At 56.1% G+C, this 21,281-nt stretch carries 22 protein-coding genes; 12 read left to right on the top strand and 10 right to left on the bottom strand.

Features of this window, described 5'->3' with window-relative positions; all coding sequences use genetic code 11:
• Positions 1-204: 204 nt before the first annotated feature.
• From O77CONTIG1_RS19515 to O77CONTIG1_RS19500, 4 genes are all read left to right on the top strand, one after another.
• A complete protein-coding gene (locus O77CONTIG1_RS19515; protein WP_068514102.1) occupies positions 205-675 on the top strand; it encodes a hypothetical protein in 471 nt (156 codons plus the stop codon).
• A gap of 188 nt (positions 676-863) precedes the next feature.
• A complete protein-coding gene (locus tag O77CONTIG1_RS19510; protein WP_068514099.1) occupies positions 864-1,139 on the top strand; it encodes a hypothetical protein in 276 nt (91 codons plus the stop codon).
• A 206-nt stretch (positions 1,140-1,345) separates the two neighbouring features.
• Complete coding sequence (locus tag O77CONTIG1_RS19505) at positions 1,346-2,899, top strand: M16 family metallopeptidase (RefSeq protein ID WP_068514097.1); 1,554 nt, start codon at positions 1,346-1,348, stop codon at positions 2,897-2,899.
• Between the two features lie 57 nt (positions 2,900-2,956).
• The gene (locus O77CONTIG1_RS19500; RefSeq protein WP_156435490.1) at positions 2,957-4,471 is read left to right on the top strand and encodes a M16 family metallopeptidase; all 1,515 of its coding nucleotides are present in this window, start codon (positions 2,957-2,959) and stop codon (positions 4,469-4,471) included.
• A 114-nt stretch (positions 4,472-4,585) separates the two neighbouring features.
• Here the strand turns inward: O77CONTIG1_RS19500 and ybaK are convergent, their stop codons facing one another.
• A complete protein-coding gene (gene ybaK, locus O77CONTIG1_RS19495) occupies positions 4,586-5,065 on the bottom strand; it encodes a Cys-tRNA(Pro) deacylase (RefSeq protein WP_068514094.1) in 480 nt (159 codons plus the stop codon).
• A gap of 70 nt (positions 5,066-5,135) precedes the next feature.
• Here ybaK and O77CONTIG1_RS19490 point away from each other — a divergent pair, with 70 nt between their 5' ends.
• Both O77CONTIG1_RS19490 and O77CONTIG1_RS19485 read left to right on the top strand, forming a co-directional pair.
• Positions 5,136-5,813 carry a response regulator transcription factor gene (locus tag O77CONTIG1_RS19490; RefSeq protein ID WP_068514091.1) on the top strand — a complete coding sequence of 226 codons (678 nt, stop codon included), beginning with the start codon at positions 5,136-5,138 and terminating at the stop codon, positions 5,811-5,813.
• A gap of 8 nt (positions 5,814-5,821) precedes the next feature.
• On the top strand, positions 5,822-7,150 hold the full coding sequence (locus O77CONTIG1_RS19485; RefSeq protein WP_068514088.1) for a sensor histidine kinase: 1,329 nt from the start codon (positions 5,822-5,824) through the stop codon (positions 7,148-7,150).
• 103 nt (positions 7,151-7,253) lie between these two features.
• On the opposite strand, the gene O77CONTIG1_RS19480 is transcribed toward O77CONTIG1_RS19485, so the two are convergent.
• Together O77CONTIG1_RS19480 and O77CONTIG1_RS19475 are read right to left on the bottom strand one after the other, a co-directional pair.
• Positions 7,254-7,559, bottom strand: a complete 306-nt coding sequence (locus O77CONTIG1_RS19480) for a peptidase (protein WP_068514085.1) — start codon at positions 7,557-7,559, stop codon at positions 7,254-7,256.
• 165 nt (positions 7,560-7,724) lie between these two features.
• A complete protein-coding gene (locus tag O77CONTIG1_RS19475) occupies positions 7,725-8,150 on the bottom strand; it encodes a hypothetical protein (RefSeq protein ID WP_068514072.1) in 426 nt (141 codons plus the stop codon).
• A gap of 231 nt (positions 8,151-8,381) precedes the next feature.
• Between O77CONTIG1_RS19475 and O77CONTIG1_RS26400 the strand changes: the two genes are divergently transcribed.
• From O77CONTIG1_RS26400 to O77CONTIG1_RS19460, 3 genes are all read left to right on the top strand, one after another.
• The gene (locus O77CONTIG1_RS26400; RefSeq protein ID WP_068514068.1) at positions 8,382-8,822 is read left to right on the top strand and encodes a hypothetical protein; all 441 of its coding nucleotides are present in this window, start codon (positions 8,382-8,384) and stop codon (positions 8,820-8,822) included.
• A complete protein-coding gene (locus O77CONTIG1_RS19465) occupies positions 8,758-9,528 on the top strand; it encodes a phospholipase D-like domain-containing protein (RefSeq protein WP_068514065.1) in 771 nt (256 codons plus the stop codon). The genes O77CONTIG1_RS26400 and O77CONTIG1_RS19465 overlap by 65 nt, the downstream gene beginning before the upstream one ends.
• An 87-nt stretch (positions 9,529-9,615) precedes the next feature.
• Positions 9,616-10,641: a phosphodiester glycosidase family protein gene (locus O77CONTIG1_RS19460; RefSeq protein ID WP_084782856.1), complete on the top strand. Its 1,026-nt coding sequence runs from the start codon at positions 9,616-9,618 to the stop codon at positions 10,639-10,641.
• Here O77CONTIG1_RS19460 and O77CONTIG1_RS19455 read toward each other — a convergent pair.
• The 4 genes from O77CONTIG1_RS19455 to mazG form a co-directional block, all read right to left on the bottom strand.
• Positions 10,638-11,345, bottom strand: coding sequence for an isopenicillin N synthase family dioxygenase (locus O77CONTIG1_RS19455; protein WP_068514061.1), 708 nt, complete (start codon positions 11,343-11,345; stop codon positions 10,638-10,640). The genes O77CONTIG1_RS19460 and O77CONTIG1_RS19455 overlap by 4 nt on opposite strands.
• 244 nt (positions 11,346-11,589) lie before the next feature.
• Positions 11,590-11,991, bottom strand: a complete 402-nt coding sequence (locus O77CONTIG1_RS19450) for a type II toxin-antitoxin system VapC family toxin (RefSeq protein WP_068514057.1) — start codon at positions 11,989-11,991, stop codon at positions 11,590-11,592.
• Positions 11,975-12,205 carry a hypothetical protein gene (locus O77CONTIG1_RS19445; RefSeq protein ID WP_156435488.1) on the bottom strand — a complete coding sequence of 77 codons (231 nt, stop codon included), beginning with the start codon at positions 12,203-12,205 and terminating at the stop codon, positions 11,975-11,977. Before O77CONTIG1_RS19445 ends, O77CONTIG1_RS19450 begins: the two co-directional genes overlap by 17 nt.
• A 379-nt stretch (positions 12,206-12,584) precedes the next feature.
• Positions 12,585-13,451, bottom strand: coding sequence for a nucleoside triphosphate pyrophosphohydrolase (mazG, locus tag O77CONTIG1_RS19440; RefSeq protein WP_068514052.1), 867 nt, complete (start codon positions 13,449-13,451; stop codon positions 12,585-12,587).
• Between the two features lie 235 nt (positions 13,452-13,686).
• Here mazG and O77CONTIG1_RS19435 point away from each other — a divergent pair, with 235 nt between their 5' ends.
• Positions 13,687-14,796, top strand: a complete 1,110-nt coding sequence (locus tag O77CONTIG1_RS19435) for a D-alanine--D-alanine ligase family protein (RefSeq protein WP_068514049.1) — start codon at positions 13,687-13,689, stop codon at positions 14,794-14,796.
• A gap of 35 nt (positions 14,797-14,831) precedes the next feature.
• On the opposite strand, the gene O77CONTIG1_RS19430 is transcribed toward O77CONTIG1_RS19435, so the two are convergent.
• Together O77CONTIG1_RS19430 and O77CONTIG1_RS19425 are read right to left on the bottom strand one after the other, a co-directional pair.
• Positions 14,832-15,410, bottom strand: coding sequence for an AAA family ATPase (locus O77CONTIG1_RS19430; RefSeq protein ID WP_068514046.1), 579 nt, complete (start codon positions 15,408-15,410; stop codon positions 14,832-14,834).
• Positions 15,411-15,414: 4 nt separating this feature from the next.
• Positions 15,415-17,811 carry a ribonuclease R family protein gene (locus tag O77CONTIG1_RS19425; protein ID WP_068514040.1) on the bottom strand — a complete coding sequence of 799 codons (2,397 nt, stop codon included), beginning with the start codon at positions 17,809-17,811 and terminating at the stop codon, positions 15,415-15,417.
• Positions 17,812-18,150: 339 nt separating this feature from the next.
• Between O77CONTIG1_RS19425 and O77CONTIG1_RS19420 the strand changes: the two genes are divergently transcribed.
• Positions 18,151-18,453 carry a hypothetical protein gene (locus tag O77CONTIG1_RS19420; protein ID WP_068514036.1) on the top strand — a complete coding sequence of 101 codons (303 nt, stop codon included), beginning with the start codon at positions 18,151-18,153 and terminating at the stop codon, positions 18,451-18,453.
• Positions 18,454-18,631: 178 nt separating this feature from the next.
• On the opposite strand, the gene phoU is transcribed toward O77CONTIG1_RS19420, so the two are convergent.
• Positions 18,632-19,285, bottom strand: a complete 654-nt coding sequence (gene phoU / locus O77CONTIG1_RS19415; RefSeq protein WP_068514033.1) for a phosphate signaling complex protein PhoU — start codon at positions 19,283-19,285, stop codon at positions 18,632-18,634.
• 837 nt (positions 19,286-20,122) lie between these two features.
• Between phoU and crtR the strand changes: the two genes are divergently transcribed.
• Positions 20,123-21,139 carry a beta-carotene hydroxylase gene (gene crtR, locus O77CONTIG1_RS19410; RefSeq protein WP_084782855.1) on the top strand — a complete coding sequence of 339 codons (1,017 nt, stop codon included), beginning with the start codon at positions 20,123-20,125 and terminating at the stop codon, positions 21,137-21,139.
• Positions 21,140-21,281: the final 142 nt, after the last annotated feature.

The raw sequence follows: 21,281 nt of genomic DNA, 5'->3' as shown, positions 1-21,281 counted from the left end.
AAAGCCGCCACCTAAAGTTGTCACCTTTAGGAGTGATTCAGCGGCGATCGCCCGCCATCCGTACAAAATCTGTACAAAAAGCATCCGTACCGAAACATCAGGCGGGCAAACTGGACGCGTAAACGAGCTTCTGAACTAGACTGATGAGGATGATAGCCCAAAGCGCACACAGCTCAATCAAGACACACGTCATTAACAAACGGTATGACTCTGGATCAGCAGCTTCAAGACCTCGTTCAGAATGCGCCACAGGATGGTGCAACGCCAGCAGCAGTGGTGGCGATCGCCCCAGCCCTTAAGGAAATTGCTCAGCAGCTTCGTCATCTCCAGTATTACATACTACAAACCCTTGAGCAGCAATGGGTGATGACGACTTTAAACCATCGCAGCCAGACCAATGCTCAAAAAAACGTGGTTTATGCATTTGCCAGCCTGAAAGACGCAACGGCCAATCCGCTGGCAAAAGATCCCCAGATTATGGCGTTCCCGATGCCTGTCACCCATATCCTATTTCAACTGGTAGCGATGACTAGCGTAGACAGCATCATCTTTTTTGAAGTACCAGGGAACCTGAATACGGGTACTGAAGTCACTCGTGCCAACCTGCAAGCGCTGATTCAGGCGTTTTTGCAGCAGTCTCAGGGCAAAGCGCAAGTACCGCCGGATATTGCATAACATCGACTTGGCAAAAGCCCGGCACGACGGGTTCTAAGCCCTAGTTTGCGGTTCGGTGGTTTGCGGTTCATTGCTGTTGGCCCGTGGGAGACTGCGGGGAACTATAAAATGTAGATGAAGCAGGCTGGATGTCCGCCGTCTGCATGTTCTGCTTGAGCAGCTTGTTTTTTTACTCTCCGCGCAGACCTATGAATGCTCCCCGCAATGCCTTCAGGCGCGCTAACGACAGCTTCCGAAAAGCCGACCATGCAAGCTGGCATCGCCACCAAAGTCGCCTGCATATTTTGCGATCGCAGCTTGGGTTTACCGAAACACCGCCGTCGCGCCCCAAGTCTTGCCTGGGCTGCGAGCATTATCACGGGGTTGCCTATGGCTATGGCGATCGCCGTCAACTGCTGATCTGCGGGTTTCATCCCTTTGGCTGGGAGGGTGAGATTTGCCCAGACTGGAGCGAGGCGCTGTAGGAAGCATCCCGATCATCCCGAGTATTCTGGTGATTGAGAAGCCTCAACAATCGAGAATAGTTTATAGAAAACCCTTTTTTATCGAAGATTTTCGATGATTTACTGCGGCAGCCTCGCCCCTGCGGTGGATACTATGCAAGAGGCTTGTGGATTTTTTCGTGAAACTTGTGGAATTTACTGCGCTGAATAGATTGCGCCCAGCTTGCATGACTTTGAAGACTCATCGGGCACGATTGGCCCTGATTCCTGCGGTTGCATTGGCCCTGCTGCTGGGCCTGTGGAGCCTGTTTCCGACCGTGGCGATCGCCCGCACGGCTCCCCGCTCTGAACCGCTGTCGATCCAGCCCTACATCGATCGGGTGGTCGATCGCGTCACCGAATTCACCCTCGACAATGGCATGAAATTCATCGTGCTAGAGCGGCATCAGGCTCCGGTGATTTCGTTCATGACCTATGTGAATGTGGGGGCAGCCTACGAAGCCGAAGGCAAGACCGGAGCCGCCCATTTCCTGGAGCATCTGGCATTCAAGGGCACAACGCGCCTGGGAACCAGCGACTACGCCGCCGAGCGGCCGCTGCTGGCTCGACTGGATCGGCTATTTGACCGCATCCAGGCGGCCAAGGCCGCAGGACAGACCGGCCGCGCCGCCGAGCTAGAGGAAGAGTTTGACCGAGTGCGATCGCAAGCCGCGCAGTACGTCCGCCAAAACGAATATGGGCAGGTGGTGGAACGGGCAGGCGGTGTCGGGCTAAATGCGACCACCTCCGCGGATGCAACGCGCTATTTTTACAGCTTTCCGTCCAACAAGCTGGAACTGTGGATGTCGCTGGAGTCCGACCGATTCCTTGATCCCGTCTTTCGTGAGTTTTACGAAGAAAAGGACGTAATCCTGGAAGAGCGGCGCATGCGGACGGACAACTCGCCCATCGGCAAGATGGTGGAAGCATTTCTAGAAGCGGGCTTTCCGGATCATCCCTATGGCCGCCCAATCATCGGCTACGAAGAAGATATTCGCAACCTGACCCGCCGAGATATTCAGGACTTTTTCGACACTTATTACACGCCAGACCGCATCACAATGGCGGTGGTGGGCGACGTTGATCCCGCCGAGGTGAAGCGGCTGGCAGAGATTTACTTTGGTCGCTTCCGCACCCGCAGCCGCGCCCCAAACATTACGGCTCCTGCGCCAAACCAGACTGGGCCGCGAGAGGTGGTGCTGCGACAAAAGACGGAACCCTGGTATCTGGTCGGCTATCAGCGCCCTGCTAGCGACGATGCCGACAATGCTACTTATCAGATTTTGGCCTCTGTGCTGACGGGTGGCCGCACCTCTCGGCTCTACAAATCGCTCGTGGAAACAGGCATCTCGCTGAGTACGGATGTGGCAAATGGCTTTCCGGGCGATCGCTATTCCAACATGATGCTGTTTTTTGCTCAAACTGCGCCGGGACACACCATCGAGGAAATCGCCGCCATCCTCAACGCTGAGCTAGATCGGCTAAAAACGGAGCCAGTTGCGCCCGAAGAGTTAGAGCGGGTGAAGACCCAAGCGCGGGCAGGAATGCTGCAACTGCTGGCATCTGGCCGGGGGATGGCTAGCCTGCTGCCGGAATATGAAGCAAATACTGGAGACTGGCGCAATTTATTTGAAGACCTGAAGGCGTTTGAATCGGTGACGGCAGAAGACGTGCAGCGGGTCGCCCAGTCGCTATTTGTGCCGCAAAAGCTGACAATTGGTAAACTCCTGCCGGAGGAGTAAGGGTTGGGGGTCGATGCTGCAACGTCAGAGCAGGAAAGCTTAGTTAGGATTAAGGGCATGAGGAAGGTGTGGATGACGGCTTTGCGATCGAACTGGCGGCTCGGCTTGCGCTCGAAATGGCTGCGGCGACTGGCTTGGGGGGCGATCGCCCCACTGCTGCTACTAGGACTCTGGCTCACGCCTGATCCGGTGCGGGCGGCGACTGCCTTGCCCTACGACCAACTCACCTTTCCGCCGCTGCCGCCTGTGCAACTGCCGGAATACACCCAGTTTCAGCTAGACAACGGGCTGATGGTGTACTTGGTCGAAGACCACGAATTGCCCCTCGTTAGCGGCACGGCCCTCTTTCGCGTGGGTAGTCGCTGGGAACCCGCCGACAAGGTAGGACTGAGCGGCATTACGGGCGAGGTGATGCGAAGTGGGGGCACACTCAAACACACGCCCGATGCCCTGAACACCTTGCTAGAAAGCCGCGCTGCCTATGTGGAAACCGGCATCAGCAATGCGTCGGGCAATGCCAGCTTCTATGCCCTCAGCGAAGATTTGCCGGAGGTGTTTGGGCTATTTGCCGAGGTGATTCGCCAGCCGGCCTTTGCACCCGACAAGTTTGCGCTAGTGAAAAGTCAGCGGCGTGGCTTCATCGCCCGCCGCAACGACGACCCTGAAGACATCGCCCGCCGCGAATTTTTCAAGCTAATCTACGGCCCGCAAAGTCCCTACGCTCGCACGACAGAATACGCCACCCTCGACCGCATCCAGCGTGAAGATGCGATCGCCTACCACCGCACCTACTTCCATCCCAACAACATGCTGCTGGGCATCGTGGGCGACTTTGACAGCGCCGAAATGCGATCGCTCATCGAAGCGCAGTTTGGCGACTGGGCGCGGAACCCCGCGCTAGACAATCCTGATTTCAACCCACTGCCTGCGGTCGCCCAGGCGCAACCCGGCGGCATTTTTCTGGTTGATCAGCCCCAGCTTACCCAGAGCAGCGTGCTGATTGGGCACCTCGGCGGCAAGCTGAGCGATCCGGACTATGCACCCATGACGGTGTTAAACGACGTGCTAAACGGCTTTGGCGGGCGGCTAGTGAACGAAGTGCGATCGCGCCAGGGCTTGGCCTATGTGGTGTATGCCTACTGGTCGCCTCAGTTTGACTATCCAGGCGTATTTGTGGGCGGCGGACAGACCCGCTCTGATGCAACTGTTCCCTTTATCCAGGCGCTCAAGGCGGAAATCGAAAAAGTCCGCACCACGCCCGTTTCCGACGTGGAGCTAAAACAGGCCAAAGACTCAGCCCTCAACGCCTTTGTGTTCAACTTTGAAACGCCGGGGCAGACACTCTCTCGCCTGATGCGCTACGAATACTACGGCTACCCCAAAGACTTTATCTTCCAGTATCAGAAGCAGGTCGAAGCCACCACCGCCGAAGATATTCTCCGTGCCGCCCAGACCTATCTCCAGCCCGACAAACTGGTGACGCTTGTAGTGGGCAATAGTGCTGCAATTCAGCCACCGCTTTCGACACTAGGAAGCAGCCCACAGCAGATTGATATCACGATCTCGCCGTAGCGGACAGGCGTTGGGGTGACGGGGGAAAAGGAAAAAAGAAAAAGGAAGAACGAAAAAAGAAAATCTCAAGACACCTTTTCCCTCTTCTCTCTTCTCTCTTCTCTCTTCTCTCTTCTAACTTTCCTTCTCCTGGGCGATCGCCCCGACGGTTCCGCTCACAGCCTGAATGTAGTCGCTTGGCGCAATCAAGATTTGCAGACCGCGCATTCCGGCGGAGATGGTGATCGTGTCGAATAGCTCGATTAGCTCGTCTATATAAACGGGATAGTCTTTTTTGCAGGCGAGGGCCGTCACGCCGCCGCGAATGTAGCCCGTGAGCGGCTGCACCTCTTTGAGTGGAACGGTTTCAACTTTGCGGTTGCCGGAGAGGGCGGCCAGCGCCTTGAGGTTCAGGTGCATGTTGCCGGGAATGACGGCGAGAATGACACCTGTGCGATCGCCCCTGGCCACCAGCGTTTTGAACACGCGCTCTGGCTCTAGCCCAATCTTTGCCGCTACGGACTCGGCCGCTAGATCATCAGGGTCTACTTCATATTCCAGCAGCTCATAGGCAATGCCCAGTTTATCCAGGGCGCGGGCGGCGTTGGTCTTCATATCCGGTCAGTTCTTAGCCAGTCTTTCTATGATAGGAGTCACTTTCTGGAGGTGGTTGTTAGTACTCAACATGAAACTGCTGCTAGTAGAAGATGATGAACGAATTTCGCAAGCCCTCGCCGAAGCCCTAACTGACCAAGGCTACGCTGTCGATCTGGCTGCCGATGGGCCGATGGGCTGGGACTTGCTCGAAGCATATGATTATAGTCTGGTGCTGCTAGATGTGATGTTGCCAGGGCTAAGCGGTATAGAACTCTGTCAGCGAATGCGCCAGAGCGACGATTCGACGCCAGTGCTGCTGCTGACAGCGCGAGACACCAGCAGCGACAAGGTAATCGGGCTGGATGCTGGTGCGGATGATTATGTCGTCAAGCCGTTTGACTTGCAGGAATTGCTGGCGCGGATTCGAGCGCTGCTGCGGCGAAGCGGAGCCACCCTGCCGCCTGTGCTGGAGTGGCGATGCCTGAGTCTGAACCCTGCAACCTTTGAGGTAAGCTACGACGGGCAGCCCCTTGCACTGACCCCCAAGGAATATGGGCTGCTAGAGTTATTTCTTCGCAGCGGCGGACGCACCCTCAGTCGCAGCGTTATTTTGAACCACCTCTGGGCATCCGAAGAACCCCCTGGCGAAGAGACCGTGAAGGTTCACCTGCGGAGTCTGCGGCATAAGCTGATGGCAGCAGGGGCAGAGCCAGATTTTATTGAAACTGTGTATGGTTTAGGATATCGACTTAAGCAATCTGGATAAATCGCTGCATGACCAGTCCTGCTTTTCGTGCGTTGCAATGGCGACTGTTGCTGTCGTCGCTGGCGGTGTTGGGACTGTCGCTGGCAGCAACCGAAGCAGCCGTGTATCAGTTTGTGTCGCATAGTCTAAAGCAGGAGCGCGATCGCCGGTTGATTTTGCTGGCGGATGCTGCTGCCCACAGCCTGCCTGATTTGCTCAAACAGCCTGATGCTGTTTCCATGCAGCCTGATCGTGTCTTGGACGATGACGGTGATCTGGATTTACCGTGGCAAGATTTGCGGAAGCCGTCGCAGGGAATTGAATGGTTTAATGCGGAGGGCGATCGCCTGGGGCAAGCCGGACGGAGTTTCTTTGCCCTACCGCTTGATCCGGTTGCAGATTGGCTACGGACAGACGAGTGCTGGATGCTGACTGTGCCCGTTTACACCCCCTCAACAGGCGATCGCAGCCACTTAAAACCAGCCAACACAATCCTTCAAGGCTATGTGCGAGTCAGCGAGTCCATCGAAAGCACCGAGGCGGAACTGTCGCGACTGCGGGCGGGGCTGGTGTTGGGGGGGCTGGTGGCGCTGGTGGGCGGCGGACTCGGAAGCGGTTGGCTTACACGGCAGGCACTCCGACCGATTGAGCAAAGCTTTCAGCAGCTTAAGCAGTTTACTGCCGACGCTTCCCATGAGTTACGCAATCCGCTGGCGGGTATCAAGACCTCAATTGATGTGATGCAGAGCCATCCAGAACGGGTGCATCCGGCTGATGTGAATAAGCTGGCGGCGATCGCCTCGGCCACCGACCAGATGACGCAACTGGTGGATGATTTACTGCTGCTGGCGCGGCATGATGGCAATCTGACACCCCTCGCAAACCAGGCGGCTGACATTCCACTAGACGACTTGCTAGAAGATCTGGTCGATAGCTTTGTGCCCCAGGCAGACGCAAAGGCGATCGCCCTCCAGTTTTCGCTTCAGTCTTGCAGCATCATACGTGGCGATGCGACCCAGCTTCGTCGCCTGTTTTCTAATCTGCTGAGCAATGCCGTGCAATATACGCCAAGTCAGGGAAAAATCACCGTAAAATCTCGCTCAGAGGGCGGATGGGTGGTGGTCGATGTGAGTGATACGGGCATGGGCATCGCACCTGAACACATCCCCCATGTATTTGACCGATTTTGGCGGGCTGATCCGGCGCGATCGCAGCGAGAAGGGGGCACAGGACTGGGGCTAGCGATCGCCCAGAGCATTGCCCATGCCCACCACGGGCAAATCAGCGTCCAAAGCCAGTTGGGGGACGGCAGTACCTTTTGCGTTCGCCTGCCGACCTGCAACAGTTTCAAAGGTTGAGTTCTTTAGTTGAGTTCGTTAGTTGATTCTTTGCACTGGTTGTGACCGAGGAATCAATTCCTGTGCCCAAGGAATCAACTCCTGCGCCTTAAGGGTAGGCCGTTTAATCGTCGTGCCGAGCGGAGCCAGCTAGGCGAGTCGGGTGTTTTTTGTGAAATAGCCCCGTCATGCTTAGCCCAGTGGCTAGCAGCCCCACTAGCCCCACTCCGTCTAGGAGCGGATAAATTGCTTCTAAATGAAAGATTTCGCCGGTGTGGAGGCTGAGTAAAAAGCTGCGAGAAATCAGCCCGCCGCCGAGGCCCCATTCCGCTACTAGCGTCACGGCAATGCCGCTGAGTACCGTTAAGCCCAGGGGCAAACAGAGGGCGATCGCCAGCAGTCGATGATATTTGCGGAAGGCTCGTTTCATAGAAATTACCTGTGGCTTCTAGAGGTTGCAGAAATAGTAGAAGTTGGAGCGATCGCAGAGATGGCAGCGGTCGCAAACGAAATGAGCAAAAAAATGGCGCGAAGGCAGCATGGCACGATGGTGACTACCTCCGCGCCCTACTCTGGATAGGCAAGAAAAAGGCGATTACTTCGAGACGCTGGCGATCGCCTCGTCCATTGTCTTCAAGGCGGCCAGGACTTCATCCTTGTTGGGTTGCGATGCCTTCAATGCGCCTGAAACCTTGTCCATGCTTTCCTCGATTGAGTCGTAGGCACTCGATGACTTTGCTTTGATGCCATCTTCTACAGGGGCCCAAACCGACTCAAAGGTTTCAAATTCGGCTTTAGCCTTTGCAAAATCCCCAGCTTCAATCGCAGCCCTTGTCTTGTCTACAACGGATGTCAGCGCCGAATAGTCTGCGGCAGCAGTGAGAGAAGGGGATTCTAACGGTGTGGCAGGTGGCCCCGACGCTGCTTCCTGAGTCCGGGTAGAGCAGCCCGCCAGCGTGGCTAGGCCCACCAGCCCGACTGCACCGACAACTATCAAACCGGTTCGATTTAAGAAACGCATCTCAAACTCCTCTCAGACTTTGTTCATCTACACCATAGGCAATCGCTGGTAAAGAACTCGGAAAGAGAAGGAGTAGCCTGACGAACGCTCCCTGCGATCGCTTTCAGCACTCCAGAAACTCGGACTCTGCCCCTTGTCTAGTTGTTTGCTATCCCTGGGGTAGAGAGGGCGGGCCTGCGCCAGCCGATATTTTAGAAACAGATCAACTCGTTGTTGCCTGATATCCTGACTATGCCTGTTTTCAAGAGGGCACTGAGGCCAAAGCAATCTTCCCTTCTCGCCAGGCTGCGGGGCTGGCTGGCTGCGGGGTTGGGGCTTTTGGTGCTGACGGCGGGCGGCTATGCATACCTACGCGGCGTGTTTGAGGCACAGCCAGAATATGCGATCGCCAATGCACCAGACTTGAGCGAGCCCCGCTTTACCCTGAGCGTGGAGGGGTTAACCAGTGCAGAATCCACCACTGGGCGCATGGCTGGGTTTTGGCGATCTGTGGATGAAATTTACGCCGCCCGAAATGCCGCGATTCGTCAGGCCACATCGCTTTTTGCGGCCGCCCGACTGGCGATCGCCCTTGAAATACAACTCGCGACTGCACCGGAAACTGCTGATGATCGACGGGCGGCAGGTGCTGATCGGCGGGGCGGGTGTGTCGAACCACTGGGACGGCACTGAATTTGACCACGACACTGCACCCTGGGCAGAGTTTGAAGTGGCCTACGAGGGCGAAGTGGTGACGCTGCTGCAAGGCAAATTTCTGAAACACTGGGCCTATAGCGGCGGCGATTTAGACTTGGCTCAGGAAATTAGCCCGGTGCAGACGGAAGGCGAAGTCCCGCTATGCATCACCAGCGGCACGTCTAGTTTAAGTGAGTCGTCGATTCGCCTGCTGGTGCAACTGAGTGCGCTAGCAGCCCGCGATCGCCTGTGGATTGCCAGCCCCTACTTCGTGCCCGATGGCAATATCACCCAGGCACTCATCCGCGCCCGCGAAAACGGCGCTGAGGTGCGCGTGTTGACCATGAGCAACGCGACCGATAAAAAATTCGTGCATCTGGCAAGTCGAGAGCTATACGGCAACCTGCTGCGAGCAGACGTGGAGATTTGCGAGTATCAGCCCAGCATGATGCACGCTAAGTTAATTCTGGTGGATGAGGCCTGGGGCAGCACGGGCAGCGCCAACCTCGACCCGCGCAGTGCGTTTCACAATGACGAACTCAACATTTCGGGGCGCTATCCGGCGCTGGCTCAAAACCTGGAGCAGTTCTTTATTGGGGCGATCGCCGATAGCCAGTGTCTCACCTATGCCGAGTGGCAAAATCGCCCCCTGTTTGACCAGCTCGCAGGACGGGTAGTGCTGCTGTTCAAAAATCTGCTGTAATAGGCTGGGACTCAGGAACTTGGGGTCAGCCATATCGCTTCACAACGCTGAGGCAAATTGGGGTTAAACCTTAGAGATTTAGCAGGCATGAGAGTTTGGCAAGGGCGATGGCTGGGCTGGCTAGTGGCAGGCGGACTGGCTGCCGGACTGGCTGCCGGACTAGCTGCTGGACTGGCAGGCGGACTGGCGGGGTGCGATCGCCCTGTTGCAGGCGCAGGCAGCCCGACGGGTTTATCGGCTTTATCAGCGCTACTCGCCCCAGACTCGTCCCCAGAAGCTTCCCCAGATGTGCAGCATGACCAGCATGACGTGCAATATCGCGTAGAAGCCCTGCCCACGGCGGACGTGCATTGGGTGATAGTGCCGATTCGCACGTTTGAGGTTGTGCCCGCGATCGCCCAAGCGTTGCAGCCGCTGCCCCAGTTTGCCGCGCAGTCGGGAACCGTGGCAGCCATCAACGCAGGCTTTTTTGACCCAGTGAACGGACTCACCACGTCCTACATCGTGCAAAACGGGCAACTCGTCGCCGACCCGCGTCAAAACGATCGCCTCATGCAAAACCCCAGCCTCACGCCCTACCTGCCCAAAATCCTGAACCGCTCGGAGTTTCGCCGCTATCGCTGTGGGCAACCGGGGCAGGAACGCGACCACTATGCGATCGCCCTTCATGCCGAAGCCGTCCCTTTCGGCTGTACGCTGCAAGACGCGATTGGCGGTGGCCCGCGCCTGCTGCCAGACCTAACGCTCGAAGCCGAAGGCTTTGCCGACCCCGCCACAGGCCGCGATGCCATTGGCAGCACCCAGCCCAATGCCCGCTCTGCCGTCGGGATTTTGCCCAATGGAGACATTGTGCTAGCGATGGCCGCTCAGCGCCCCAACGCGCCGACCAGTTCTGGGCTGTCGCTGGTGGATCTGTCGAACTTTCTGCGATCGCTCGGTGTGGTAAACGCGATGAACCTGGATGGCGGCAGTTCCGCTTCGCTGTACGTCAGCGGGAACACCGTCTTGGGTCGCGTCGATGCTCAGGGCAGCCCGATTCAGCGGCCGGTGAAGTCGGTGCTGGGGGTGCGCCGCAGGCCCCAGGGACTAGAGGGCGCTATTCCTCATCGCTAACCCATTACTCGCTGGTAAGTCTTTTGATACATTTCAACAATGTGATCCCCTGCGGTGATGGGCGGATATTTCGGCGGGTTCGTTTCGCTCTGGCAGGTGGGCAGGCATTCGACCAGCGCGTGGTAGTTGATGTCGAAAAAGAAGGGAACGGAGTAGCGATCGCCCCCCGAACGGTTCACCACGCGATGGGGCGTGGACTGATAGTGGTCGTTGCTCCAGCGGGCCATCATGTCGCCGATGTTGATCACAACGGTATCGGGAATCGGCTCGGCAGCAATCCAGTCGCCGCTGGCGGTTTTCACCTTTAGGCCGCCCGCCGCGTCTTGCAGCAGGATCGTGAGGCAGCCCCAGTCGGTATGAGCGCCGCAGCCCCAAGTGCGATCGTCTGCTTGTACGGGATGGGGCGGGTAGTGCAGCAGTCGCAAAATGGGCATGGGGTCGTCGGCCAGGGAGTCGCAGTGATGCTCCTCCAGGTCGAGCGAGAGCGCCAGCCCCCGCATCAGTTGGTAGGACAAGTCCAGCATGGCATCGAAATATTGCTCTACCGCCTCGCGCCAGCCGGGGAGGTTGCGGGGATACCGGTTGGGGCCGTGGTTGGGTGTGTTTGCCTGTACTAGCGGGTCGTCGGGGCCGCGATGCAGCCCGATATAAATGCTTTCCTTAAGATCCGGCGCGGCCTTGAGATCGAGCGTCTGGTGCTTCAAAGGCTCGTAGGGGCGAGAAATGGGGGAGTGAGTGACTATCAGAGGTTCTGAGCGAAACAGTTGACCGTCAGCATAGCGGCGGGGCGATCGCCCAACTGTTTCGTTTGCGTCAGTTTAACCCTGCTTCAGGCGAGCTTTGGCTGATTGCCAGAGGGCTTCGAGTTCTTCTAGGGAATAGTTGGCCAAAGGGCGAGGGTACTCCGTACCGCCTGAAGGGCGATCGCTCTAGCTTAGATTTCCGCAATTAAATTTCTGAAAAAGGATTCAGTACCGTTAAGCTCTCAACTCGCGCAAAGTCTGCGATATTTCTGGTCACGAGTTGACTCGCTGTTTCGAGAGCAGAAGCGGCAATGATTGCGTCTGGTAAGGTAATCCGCGCACTTCGACGAATTTGGGCAGCGGTATCCAGAACTGATTCTGTCAAGTCTACACGCTTTAGGCTTTTTAAGGATGACCGAATTTGATCTGCTTCGGCTTCCGTCAGTGCGGGATAGCAAAGCAACTCAACCCAAGTTATTGGAGAATAAGCGGCGATCGCCCTGCCTGAAAAAATATCTTCAAACAGGGGTTCTAGCAAAGCTTCACCGTTGAAGTAATAGATGAAAATATTCGTGTCTAGCAAATAGGAATTAGCGGTTCCACTCATTTCGAATTTGTCGTTCAAATTCTAGCGGATCGACCCGTTTGGGCAAAAAGCCAAGTAGCTCTTTGAAATTGGGTGGCTGGACAGAGACAGATTCATCCGCAATCGGCTGTAGCACAATGACGATTTCTACCCGTCCTGGCTGTACGGACTCTGGCAGCGTCACTTCGATCTTGCGATCGCTGGTTATGGTCACAACCTGTCGAATCGTTTCCATTTCTTTTGAGTATCGATTCACCTAATTGTCGTTTTTCTTCAAATGTCTAAAGCAGTTGTCTCTGATGACAGCAATTTGCGTAATTTACGTACAGCTTGTGTACCAAGATATATGGATTGGATTGAGGGCGGCTAAGATAAAAGTGCAGCCATTTAAGTGATACAGCATTTTCTTGCGGGGTGAGGCACATGCCGCCCTCACGAGGCAAGGGCTTATTGACCATCCGTGTGCCTCACTAGCTTCAAAAACGCTGTATTTCGCTTTTTAGGTGAATTGGGAAAGTAGAAGGTTTCTTGCTCTATTCTGACGTTGAGTTTAATCAGTTGTCCTAATTTTTGCACGCTCTAGAGACAAATTTTGAAATTATCGAGTCCATAACTTATTTCTCGCGCTGCTTCAGGCGAGCTTTGGCTGTTTGCCAGAGGGCTTCGAGTTCTTCTAGGGAGTAGTCGGCTAAAGGGCGAGGGTACTCTGTACCGCCTGAAGGGCGATCGCTCTCTTGCAAAATCGCCTCTTCTACTAAGGCAAAGCGCTGGATAAACCGCTGGTTGGTGCTGTGGAGGGCTTCGGCGGGGTTGAGGTCGTGCCAGCGGGCGAGGTTCACCAACGTAAAGAGCAGGTCGCCCAGTTCGGCTTGCTGGTTGGCTTTGGGTTCGTGGGCGATCGCCTGCCGAAATTCTTCTAGCTCCTCGTGAAACTTGTCCCACACGCCCTCGATGCTGTCCCACTCAAAGCCAGCTTTGGCCGCTTTTTGAGAAATTTTGAGGGCGGCGGTGAGGGGCGGGAGCGATCGCCCGTAGCGTTCCAACCGGGGGGTTAGCCGTTCAATCCCCGATGCCTTTTCTTCCTCGGCTTTGATTTGCTCCCAGTTCTGCACAACCTCGCTCGCATCTGCCACCGTCACCTCGCCAAACACATGGGGATGGCGGCGGATCAGCTTTTCGGTAATGCCCTCGGCAATTTCCTTGAGCGAAAACTGCTGCGCCTCCGACGCAATCTGCGCTTGCAGCACTACTTGCAGCAGCAAGTCGCCTAGCTCATCGGCGATCGCCTCTGGGTTTCCCTGGCGAATTGCATCCACCACTTCATACGCTTCTTCAATCACGTAGGGAATCAGCGTTTCTGGCGTTTGGGCTAAATCCCACGGACAGCCGCCGTCGGGCGATCGCAGCGTTGCCACCACGTCGATCAGGCGCTGCAATGCGGCGAGAGTGGGCGTGGCTTGGGAGGAAGGGTTTTGGGTCATTGGGGTCGTATTTGGGTCGTATTTGGCCGTATTTGGGTCATATTGATGTTTTGGGCTGATGGAGTGATGCAGTGAGAAGGCTGGAGTAACTGTAACCTAAACCTATCCGTCTGTCTCTACGTCTTCTGTCTCCGCGTCTTCTGTAGCCCGTCACTTCATTCTCCTAAAACCACCGCGAAGATGATACGCTATCTCCGATTAATAGATTCTGTACGTTTTAGACGGGGGCGAGGCAATGGCGAAGTTGCGGGTGGGGCTGCTGTTTGGTGGGTGTTCGGGAGAACATGAGGTATCGATTCGCTCGGCACAGGCGATCGCCCGTGGCTTGAGCGACCCTGCCAACGCAGACCGCTACGAACTTGCGCCCGTGTATATCCAGAAAGACGGCCGCTGGCTGGCGGGAGAGTCTGCTATTCACGTTCTATCGGCGGGAGTGCCGCTGGAATTGGGCAGTTCGGATGCTCCGGCAGACCCGTCGGGCGAAACCAGCGCCCTGCAAGTGCCAACGGTGGCGGCGGTAGAACGCTGGCAATCGACCGCGCAGGTCAGCGGCGTGGACGTGTGGTTCCCGGTGTTGCACGGGCCCAACGGCGAAGACGGCACGGTGCAGGGAATGCTGACGCTGATGCAGGCTCCGTTTGTGGGGTCGGGGGTGCTGGGGTCGGCACTGGGGATGGACAAGATCGCTATGAAAATGGCGTTTGCCCAGGCGGGGCTGCCCCAGGTGGGCTATAGGGTGGTGCGGCGATCGCAGGTCTATTCCAATCCCTGTGTTTTCCCTAAGCTGTGCGACGAGATTGAAGCCGAACTGGGCTATCCCTGCTTTGTCAAGCCCGCTAACCTGGGGTCCTCCGTCGGCATTGCCAAAGTCCGCACCCGCGCCCAGCTCGAAGCTGCCCTCGACAGCGCCGCCAGCTACGATCGCCGCCTGATTGTGGAAGCGGCCGCGCCCTCACCCCGTGAACTGGAGTGCGCTGTGCTGGGCAATGACCATCCTCAGGCATCGGTCGTGGGCGAGATCACCTACAGCAGCGACTTTTACGACTACGAGACGAAATACACCGAAGGTCTGGCCGACCTGCATATCCCGGCAAACTTGCCAGCGGCGATCGCCCGCCAGATCCAGGATATGTCGATTTGCGCCTTTGAAGCCGTAGACGCAGCCGGTCTGGCCCGCGTGGACTTTTTCTATTGCGAGTCTACAGGCGAGGTCTTCATCAATGAAATCAACACCATGCCCGGTTTCACCGCCACCAGCATGTATCCCATGCTGTGGGCTGCCAGCGGGGTGCCCTTCCCAGAACTGGTTGATCGGCTGGTGAAGCTGGCGCTAGAGGAGCGATAGGGAGTGGGTGGGCGTGCTGGAGTCATTGCAATCCATCATCCATCTATTACGCCGTCACTGATTCCGTCACTGATTCCGTCACCTGCTAACCCGATTAACCAACTTCTGGTCTCTTGGGGCGATCGCACTCTCACCACCCTGAGGTGGGCGTATTCTGGCTGAGAAAACAGCAGCGGATACTCGCGTCGCCGCCGATGATAGGTTCGCAGCACCCACAGCAAAATGGAGTCGTGGCTGAAAAAGGTTTGCCGCCAGGTTTCGCGGTTACCGCTCCAGAGTTCTATGCCCGAAGTGCTGCGCCAAATTGCCCGCCGGAGCGATCGCCACAGCACCAGCCCAAACGGATAGTCCAGCCACACGATAGTATCGGCCCGCCCCCAAACCAGATCGCGGACGCTGCTGTAGTTGCCATCAACCACCCAGCGATCGCCCGTCAGCGCTTCAGCGACCCGCGCCCGAAACACCTCCGGTGGCGCAGCAGTCCAGTTCGGTTCCCAGTGCAGCGCATCTAGCTCAACATGGGTAATGCCGAGTTGTCGTCCCACTTGCTGCGCCAGCGTGGTTTTGCCGGTGCCGCTCGTACCGACAATTGCAATCCGCTGAGGGCGGTGCATCGACCTACTCTTCCTCCGCGGATAGATCCTCTGCCTCCAGCAGGTCGGCTTCAGTTTCCAGCAGATCCTCCTCGTCGTCATCGGTGGCCTCACTGCCACCGCCCACAGCCACCAGGTCAATTTGCTGACGGTAGTAATCCACGCTCTTCACCTGCACCTCGACGCGATCGCCCAGGCGATACTGCTTGCGGTTCTTGCGGCCGACCAGCTTTTGCTGGCGCGAGCGGTACTCATACCAGTCGTCTTTCAGTGAGCTAACGTGAACCAGCCCTTCTACCAGCAGTTCCTCGATTTCCACAAAGAACCCGTAAGACTGCACGCCTGTAATCAGCCCGTGGAAGGTTTCGCCGGTACGCTCCTGCATATATTCGGCTTTTTTCAGCCCTTCCAGGTCAGATTCTGCCTCTTGCGCCAGCTTTTCGCGCTCGGTGAGGTGATTGACGATGCTGTTGAAATATTCCTCTAGCTCGTCGTGAACCTCCGGCGGCAGCACCTTCCAGTCGATTGCGCCGTGGCATTCGCTGCTGAACAGGTTTACTTTATCCTTCGAGCGGGTAGATTTGCGATCGCGCCCATGCTCAAACACCGCGTGCAATACCCGATGCACCAGCAGGTCAGGATAGCGGCGCAGCGGTGAGGTGAAATGGGTATAACCGTTGTCCAGCGCCAGCCCAAAGTGTGTACCAGGGGTTGTGCTATAGACCGCAGGCTTCAGCGTCTCCAGCAGCAGATAGGTCAGAACGCGCTCAGCGTGAGACTCGGCAAATTGCTGCGTCAGCCGCTGATAGTCGCGGGGATGCACCACCTCTTCGTCTTCAAGCTGGTATTCGATGTCCATATTGTTTACCAGCTTCACCAGTTCCTGCACGTCCGACGGGTCAGGCGTGCGGTGAACTCGGTAGATGGCGGGCACCTGGAGACATTGCAAATGCAGCGCCACCAGTTGGTTCGCCAGCAGCATTAGTTCCGTGACGATCGTGCGGGCGGGCAGCAGCGACGACACCACCATTGCCCCCAATTCGCCCTCGTCGTCGTATTGAAAGTTGGTGGAGAGGAACTTGCCCAGTTCGGGATTGTGTTCATCGGGGAAGATGCTCTCTGGCAAGTTCAGGTCAAACGCACCCCGCGCTAGTCGCTGCGCCGCCACGGCCTGACTAATGGCAAACAGATTGTCCACCAGTTCAAATACGGGTTCCAGATGCTTTAGCTCTTTGGCAGAGGGCAACGGGTAGCGGGCTTCGGCGGCGGCTTCTGGGTCGTCGCGCAGCAGCACCGCTTGGGCCTGCTGGTAGTCCAGATGCTGATCCACCCGCACCACGCTGGGCTGAATCTCGAAATCCTGCACCTCGCCTGCGGCGTTCAGCGTCACCAGTACCGAAATGGCCAGACGGTCTTCACCGGGCAGCAGCGAACAGCAGCGATGCAGATGCTCCGGCAGCATGGGCACGACCAATTCTCCTAGGAAGACCGACGTGCCCCGCTTTTGGGCTTCCAGATCGACGGGCGATCGCGCTGCTACGTAATACGACACGTCGGCAATGTGTATCCCCAAGCGCCACTCATCGTCGCCCACTTTTTCCACACTCAGGGCATCATCGATGGCCGGGCTATGGGGATGGTCGGGCCCGTCGATGGTAACGGTCAGTTGTTCCCGCAAATCCAGCCGCTTTTTTAAGTCTGTCTTACGGAGCTTGGTCGGGAGCGCCTTGGCTGCCTCCAGCACGGCTTCGGAAAACCCGCGCGGCAGGTCATGCTTGCAGCACACGATGTCGATATCTGAGGCCGCCTGGGCATCGCTGCCAAGGATTTGGACAACGCGGCCAATAGGCGGATGCTGCCCCAGCGGATAGCGGGCAATTTCTACATGCACCAGTTGATCGACCGCTTCCTCCAGCGGCTCGCCGTCGGGCACTAGCTCTAGCTCAAACAGGAGGCGATCATCCAGCGGTAGAGCACGATACTGCCCGTCCTCGGTTTTTTTTACCCGTGCCAGCACGGAGGCATTAGAGCGTTCCAAAATCAGCCGCACTTCGCCCTCTGGGCTGCGGCGGCGGCTGCCCTCTTTGGTCACGCGCACCAAGACGCGATCGCCATTCCAGGCAGTATTCAACTGGCTCTCGCGAATGTAGATATCCTCCGACCCTTCAACGTCCTGAATTGCAAAGCAAAAGCCCTTGCTAGAGCAGCGCAGCTTCCCTTCCACCACGTCCTCCTCAAAGACGCGGCGATATTTGCCCCGCTCCTTCACCAAAATGCCGATTTTCTCCAGGGCATCCAGCGCAATTTGCAAACGGCGGAGGCTGGCATCGTCTTCACAGTTCAGCTTTTTTTCTAGAGCCTTGGGAGCGACCAGCTTGTCGTCTGGGAAGTTGGAAAGTAGTGAGGCGATCGAAAAGTCCATGTAGCGTCTTAATCCTTGCGTCTAGTCCTGGGAGGGGTTAGGGTGCAACATTGCCCGGTCGAAGCCCGCTTCGGTGTTCCAAGCAAAACGCTCGGCTGCGGCAGCAAACGCGACCGAACGCTGTTAATGATAGTTCTCAAGCCTGATTAGCGGTCATTTCGTTCTTCATCTTGCGTTACCCGCGCCGTGAAACGGGGTTGCAGTCTGGCAGTCTATTCACAACCTAGAAGCGACACCCACAGTCCAGCGCTGGCAACGGCAACAGCCCATACAGGCGCTAAAGCAACGCTGATTGACCGAGCGATAGGTATAGAGACTGCCGCTTAGCGATCGCTGCTGATGCGGCTACTACTTGTGCAACGGCTTCAGCAGTGCCAGTCCGATTGCCAGCCCGAAGCCAGTCAGATTGCGAGTCCGATTAAGGCTACCCACGCTGTTCTAGAGGATTCCAGCCCCCTTGATGGCTGGGTGCAAAACTGGGTACAAACCAGGAGTCAGACCAAGAGCGCGATCGCCCTTAGCATGAAACATCCACTCAGTCGCCACCAGAACAGCCCAAGAAAACCCCTTCAGGCGTTTACCCGAAAGATGCCCAGAGCCAACATCACCCACCGCAGGGCAAGGAAGGCGTTGGCGCTCTAAACACACGCTCACTCAGGACGAGAACAGATGCAAAAGTAGAAACTCCGTTGTTTTCCACATTTCATCTATTGTATTTATACTTTCCCATCAAGTCGCATGTGTCAAACAAATTTTGGGTTCTGCCTTTGGGCACTGCCTTGGGGCACTGCTCAATCCAACAAGCTTGCGGGTTGAGCGTTCAGCGTTTTCCTGTCACCACATAGGCGACCCGCTTGCCAATATTGGTCGCGTGATCTGCCATTCGCTCCAAATAGCGAATCGCCAGCACCATCAGCACATAGGGTTCAATCACACCCTGCACATTGGTTTGGTGTGCTAGCAGGTCATACACCTCTTCGTAGTCAGAATCCACCGCATCATCTCGATGCTTTACATCTAGCCCAGACTCTGCATCTAGATTCGACAGCGCCGCCAGGCTCATCGCCAGCATTGCCCTCGCCCGATCAGACATGATCTGGATTTGCCCCATGCACGGATGGGTGGGGTAGGGGAATAGCTTAATGGCCACCTCACCGAGATCTTTAGCATAGTCGCCAATGCGCTCTAAATCTCGCACCAGTTGCATCAGCGCACTCAGCAGCCTCAGGTCTTGTGTGACCGGCGACTGAAGCGCCATCAGCTTGACGCAATCCTGCTCAATCTGACGATAGAACTGGTCGATTTGCTTGTCTTGAATGGCGATCTGTCGAGCGGCATCCAGATCGCGCTCAAACATTGCCTTGCGGGCCAGCAGACAGGAATGCTCTACAAGGGCGCCCATGCGAAGCACGTCGCGCTGTAGCCCGCGAATCTGTCGTTCAAAATTTGCTCGCGTCGTTTTTGAAACATCCAAGGGCGCAGACCAACCTCTAATCGGCGAATACTAATCGATCCTGTTTTTCCAAATGGAGGGAGAACTCACTTGTAATAGACACCTGTAATAGAGCAGTATAGCTATCCCCGTAGGTTCTGCCAGTTTAGTAGCACACCAGCCCAGCCCTATGGTTGCGCTCCGGCTTCTCAGCCGACCACTCAAGCCTGATGGCATGAGGCTTTGAGGCAGCAGTAAACGCCCTACTACGTTATGCTTTGCAATTTACACGTAGTAATTTACACGTTGTAACTGGAGGGGCAGAGCTAATCGGGAGACAGGGGAAACCCGTGGGAAAATAAGGGCGATCGCCTCCTGTTCTCTCCAAACGTCAGCCCACTGTTTAAGAACTGTTTAAGAACTATGGAATGTTAGGAACTACTGAGCTTAGGAACTATTAAGCAACTCACTACAGCGTTTTTGAAGCGAGTGAGGTCCGTAGATAGTCAAGAAGCGTTTGCCTCGTTAGGACTGTGCGTGCCTCACCCCGCCAGAAAATGCTGTGTCAAGCAACCCACTGTTAAGCGAATTACTGGTAAGCGAGTTATTGTTAAGCGACCCCCAGCGCAGCCGACGGTCATACCAATGGCAGTTTTTTCGGGCGACCTTTTCGAGCGATCTTTTCGGACTATTTTGGCTTCTTCCTCTGGGTCACTGAAAAAACGAGAGATCTGTCGAGACTGCTTCGCCGGGTCTAGGTATTAAGGAGTGCGATGAGCGATCAACCTATGAATCAGATGAGCTGATTTCACAAAACTTCATTCTTGAGTCTAGGTGGCTTATACTACCGAAGGATACTTATCGAGGAGTGGATATATCATGTCGGAGGCCGTTAAGCCCCTGACAACCGCGACCGTCCCGAGAGAGCTTCTCGGCCCACCCGGCAAATTCAACCCAACCCTGCTCATTTTTATGCTTGCAGTGGTTTTGGCAACGCTTTCGGTCTGTGGGTATTGGCGCTGGCATTGGTTGGGGTGGGTGTGCTTTGTGCTAAACGTCGTAGCGCTGCACCTGGTGGGAACCGTGATTCACGATGCATCACACAACGTCGCACATCGAAATCGCGTAGTGAACGCTGTGCTGGGCCACGGCAGCGCTCTTATGCTGGGATTTTCGTTCCCAGTTTTTACGCGAGTGCATATGCAGCACCATGCAAACGTAAACGATCCAGAAAATGACCCCGACCATTTTGTGTCTACGGGTGGGCCGCTATGGCTAATTGCTGCGCGGTTCTTCTATCACGAGATTTTCTTCTTTAGGCGGAGGCTCTGGCGCAAGTACGAGCTTCTGGAGTGGTTTTTAGCCCGCCTTGCCGTCGCGCTGCTGATCTATTACGCAGTGCAGTACGGGTTTCTGAGCTATCTGATGAATTTTTGGTTTTCCCCGGCTCTGGTTGTGGGGCTGGCGCTGGGTTTGTTCTTTGATTATCTGCCTCATCGTCCGTTTCAGGAGCGCAACCGCTGGAAGAATGCGCGAGTTTATCCTGGAGCGCTGCTGAATGTGCTGATCATGGGGCAGAACTATCACCTGATTCATCACCTCTGGCCCTCGATTCCTTGGTATAACTACCAGGCGGCGTATTATGCAACTCGGCCGCTGCTGGATGCGAAGGGCTGTCACCAGTCCCTCGGGCTGCTAAAGGCGAAGGACTTCTTGAACTTTTTGTATGACCTGTTTTTGGGGATTCGGTTTCATCATGGGGCAGCCCATGCCAGTGAGGCTTCCAAGGCTCCTGAAGGCAGAGGCTCTGTATTAACTGACTCCGCTCAGGATCGGGATCTGAGCGAAGGTGAGGATCTTTCGGAAAGTCCGCCCCTGGTTATCACGCCTCGCTAGCTGGTTGGATGTTGACGAATCTGGCTAGTGCAGTGTCACGGTTTAGTTTTAGGGTGATGCCTCGGCTCGTAGTCAGCGCTTCAGCGCTAAAGCGCTGACTACCAACCTAAGTTCTAGTAATGCTTGTAGTAATGCTTGAAGG

The organism is Leptolyngbya sp. O-77 (assembly GCF_001548395.1).
Lineage (GTDB): Bacteria > Cyanobacteriota > Cyanobacteriia > Elainellales > Elainellaceae > Thermoleptolyngbya.
The sequence above is the reverse complement of the archived record's forward strand: the minus strand, read 5'-3'. Positions and strand labels throughout refer to the sequence as shown.

Bases quoted from the DNA above. Each gene is read 5' to 3' on its own strand.
- O77CONTIG1_RS19515 (WP_068514102.1), top strand. From the start codon at position 205: ATGACTCTGGATCAGCAGCTTCAAGACCTCGTTCAGAATGCGCCACAG.
- O77CONTIG1_RS19510 (WP_068514099.1), top strand. From the start codon at position 864: ATGAATGCTCCCCGCAATGCCTTCAGGCGCGCTAACGACAGCTTCCGA.
- O77CONTIG1_RS19505 (WP_068514097.1), top strand. From the start codon at position 1,346: ATGACTTTGAAGACTCATCGGGCACGATTGGCCCTGATTCCTGCGGTT.
- O77CONTIG1_RS19500 (WP_156435490.1), top strand. From the start codon at position 2,957: ATGAGGAAGGTGTGGATGACGGCTTTGCGATCGAACTGGCGGCTCGGC.
- ybaK (WP_068514094.1), bottom strand. From the start codon at position 5,065: ATGAAGACCAACGCCGCCCGCGCCCTGGATAAACTGGGCATTGCCTAT.
- O77CONTIG1_RS19490 (WP_068514091.1), top strand. From the start codon at position 5,136: ATGAAACTGCTGCTAGTAGAAGATGATGAACGAATTTCGCAAGCCCTC.
- O77CONTIG1_RS19485 (WP_068514088.1), top strand. From the start codon at position 5,822: ATGACCAGTCCTGCTTTTCGTGCGTTGCAATGGCGACTGTTGCTGTCG.
- O77CONTIG1_RS19480 (WP_068514085.1), bottom strand. From the start codon at position 7,559: ATGAAACGAGCCTTCCGCAAATATCATCGACTGCTGGCGATCGCCCTC.
- O77CONTIG1_RS19475 (WP_068514072.1), bottom strand. From the start codon at position 8,150: ATGCGTTTCTTAAATCGAACCGGTTTGATAGTTGTCGGTGCAGTCGGG.
- O77CONTIG1_RS26400 (WP_068514068.1), top strand. From the start codon at position 8,382: ATGCCTGTTTTCAAGAGGGCACTGAGGCCAAAGCAATCTTCCCTTCTC.
- O77CONTIG1_RS19465 (WP_068514065.1), top strand. From the start codon at position 8,758: ATGATCGACGGGCGGCAGGTGCTGATCGGCGGGGCGGGTGTGTCGAAC.
- O77CONTIG1_RS19460 (WP_084782856.1), top strand. From the start codon at position 9,616: ATGAGAGTTTGGCAAGGGCGATGGCTGGGCTGGCTAGTGGCAGGCGGA.
- O77CONTIG1_RS19450 (WP_068514057.1), bottom strand. From the start codon at position 11,991: ATGAGTGGAACCGCTAATTCCTATTTGCTAGACACGAATATTTTCATC.
- O77CONTIG1_RS19445 (WP_156435488.1), bottom strand. From the start codon at position 12,205: ATGGAAACGATTCGACAGGTTGTGACCATAACCAGCGATCGCAAGATC.
- mazG (WP_068514052.1), bottom strand. From the start codon at position 13,451: ATGACCCAAAACCCTTCCTCCCAAGCCACGCCCACTCTCGCCGCATTG.
- O77CONTIG1_RS19435 (WP_068514049.1), top strand. From the start codon at position 13,687: ATGGCGAAGTTGCGGGTGGGGCTGCTGTTTGGTGGGTGTTCGGGAGAA.
- O77CONTIG1_RS19430 (WP_068514046.1), bottom strand. From the start codon at position 15,410: ATGCACCGCCCTCAGCGGATTGCAATTGTCGGTACGAGCGGCACCGGC.
- O77CONTIG1_RS19425 (WP_068514040.1), bottom strand. From the start codon at position 17,811: ATGGACTTTTCGATCGCCTCACTACTTTCCAACTTCCCAGACGACAAG.
- O77CONTIG1_RS19420 (WP_068514036.1), top strand. From the start codon at position 18,151: ATGCGGCTACTACTTGTGCAACGGCTTCAGCAGTGCCAGTCCGATTGC.
- crtR (WP_084782855.1), top strand. From the start codon at position 20,123: ATGTCGGAGGCCGTTAAGCCCCTGACAACCGCGACCGTCCCGAGAGAG.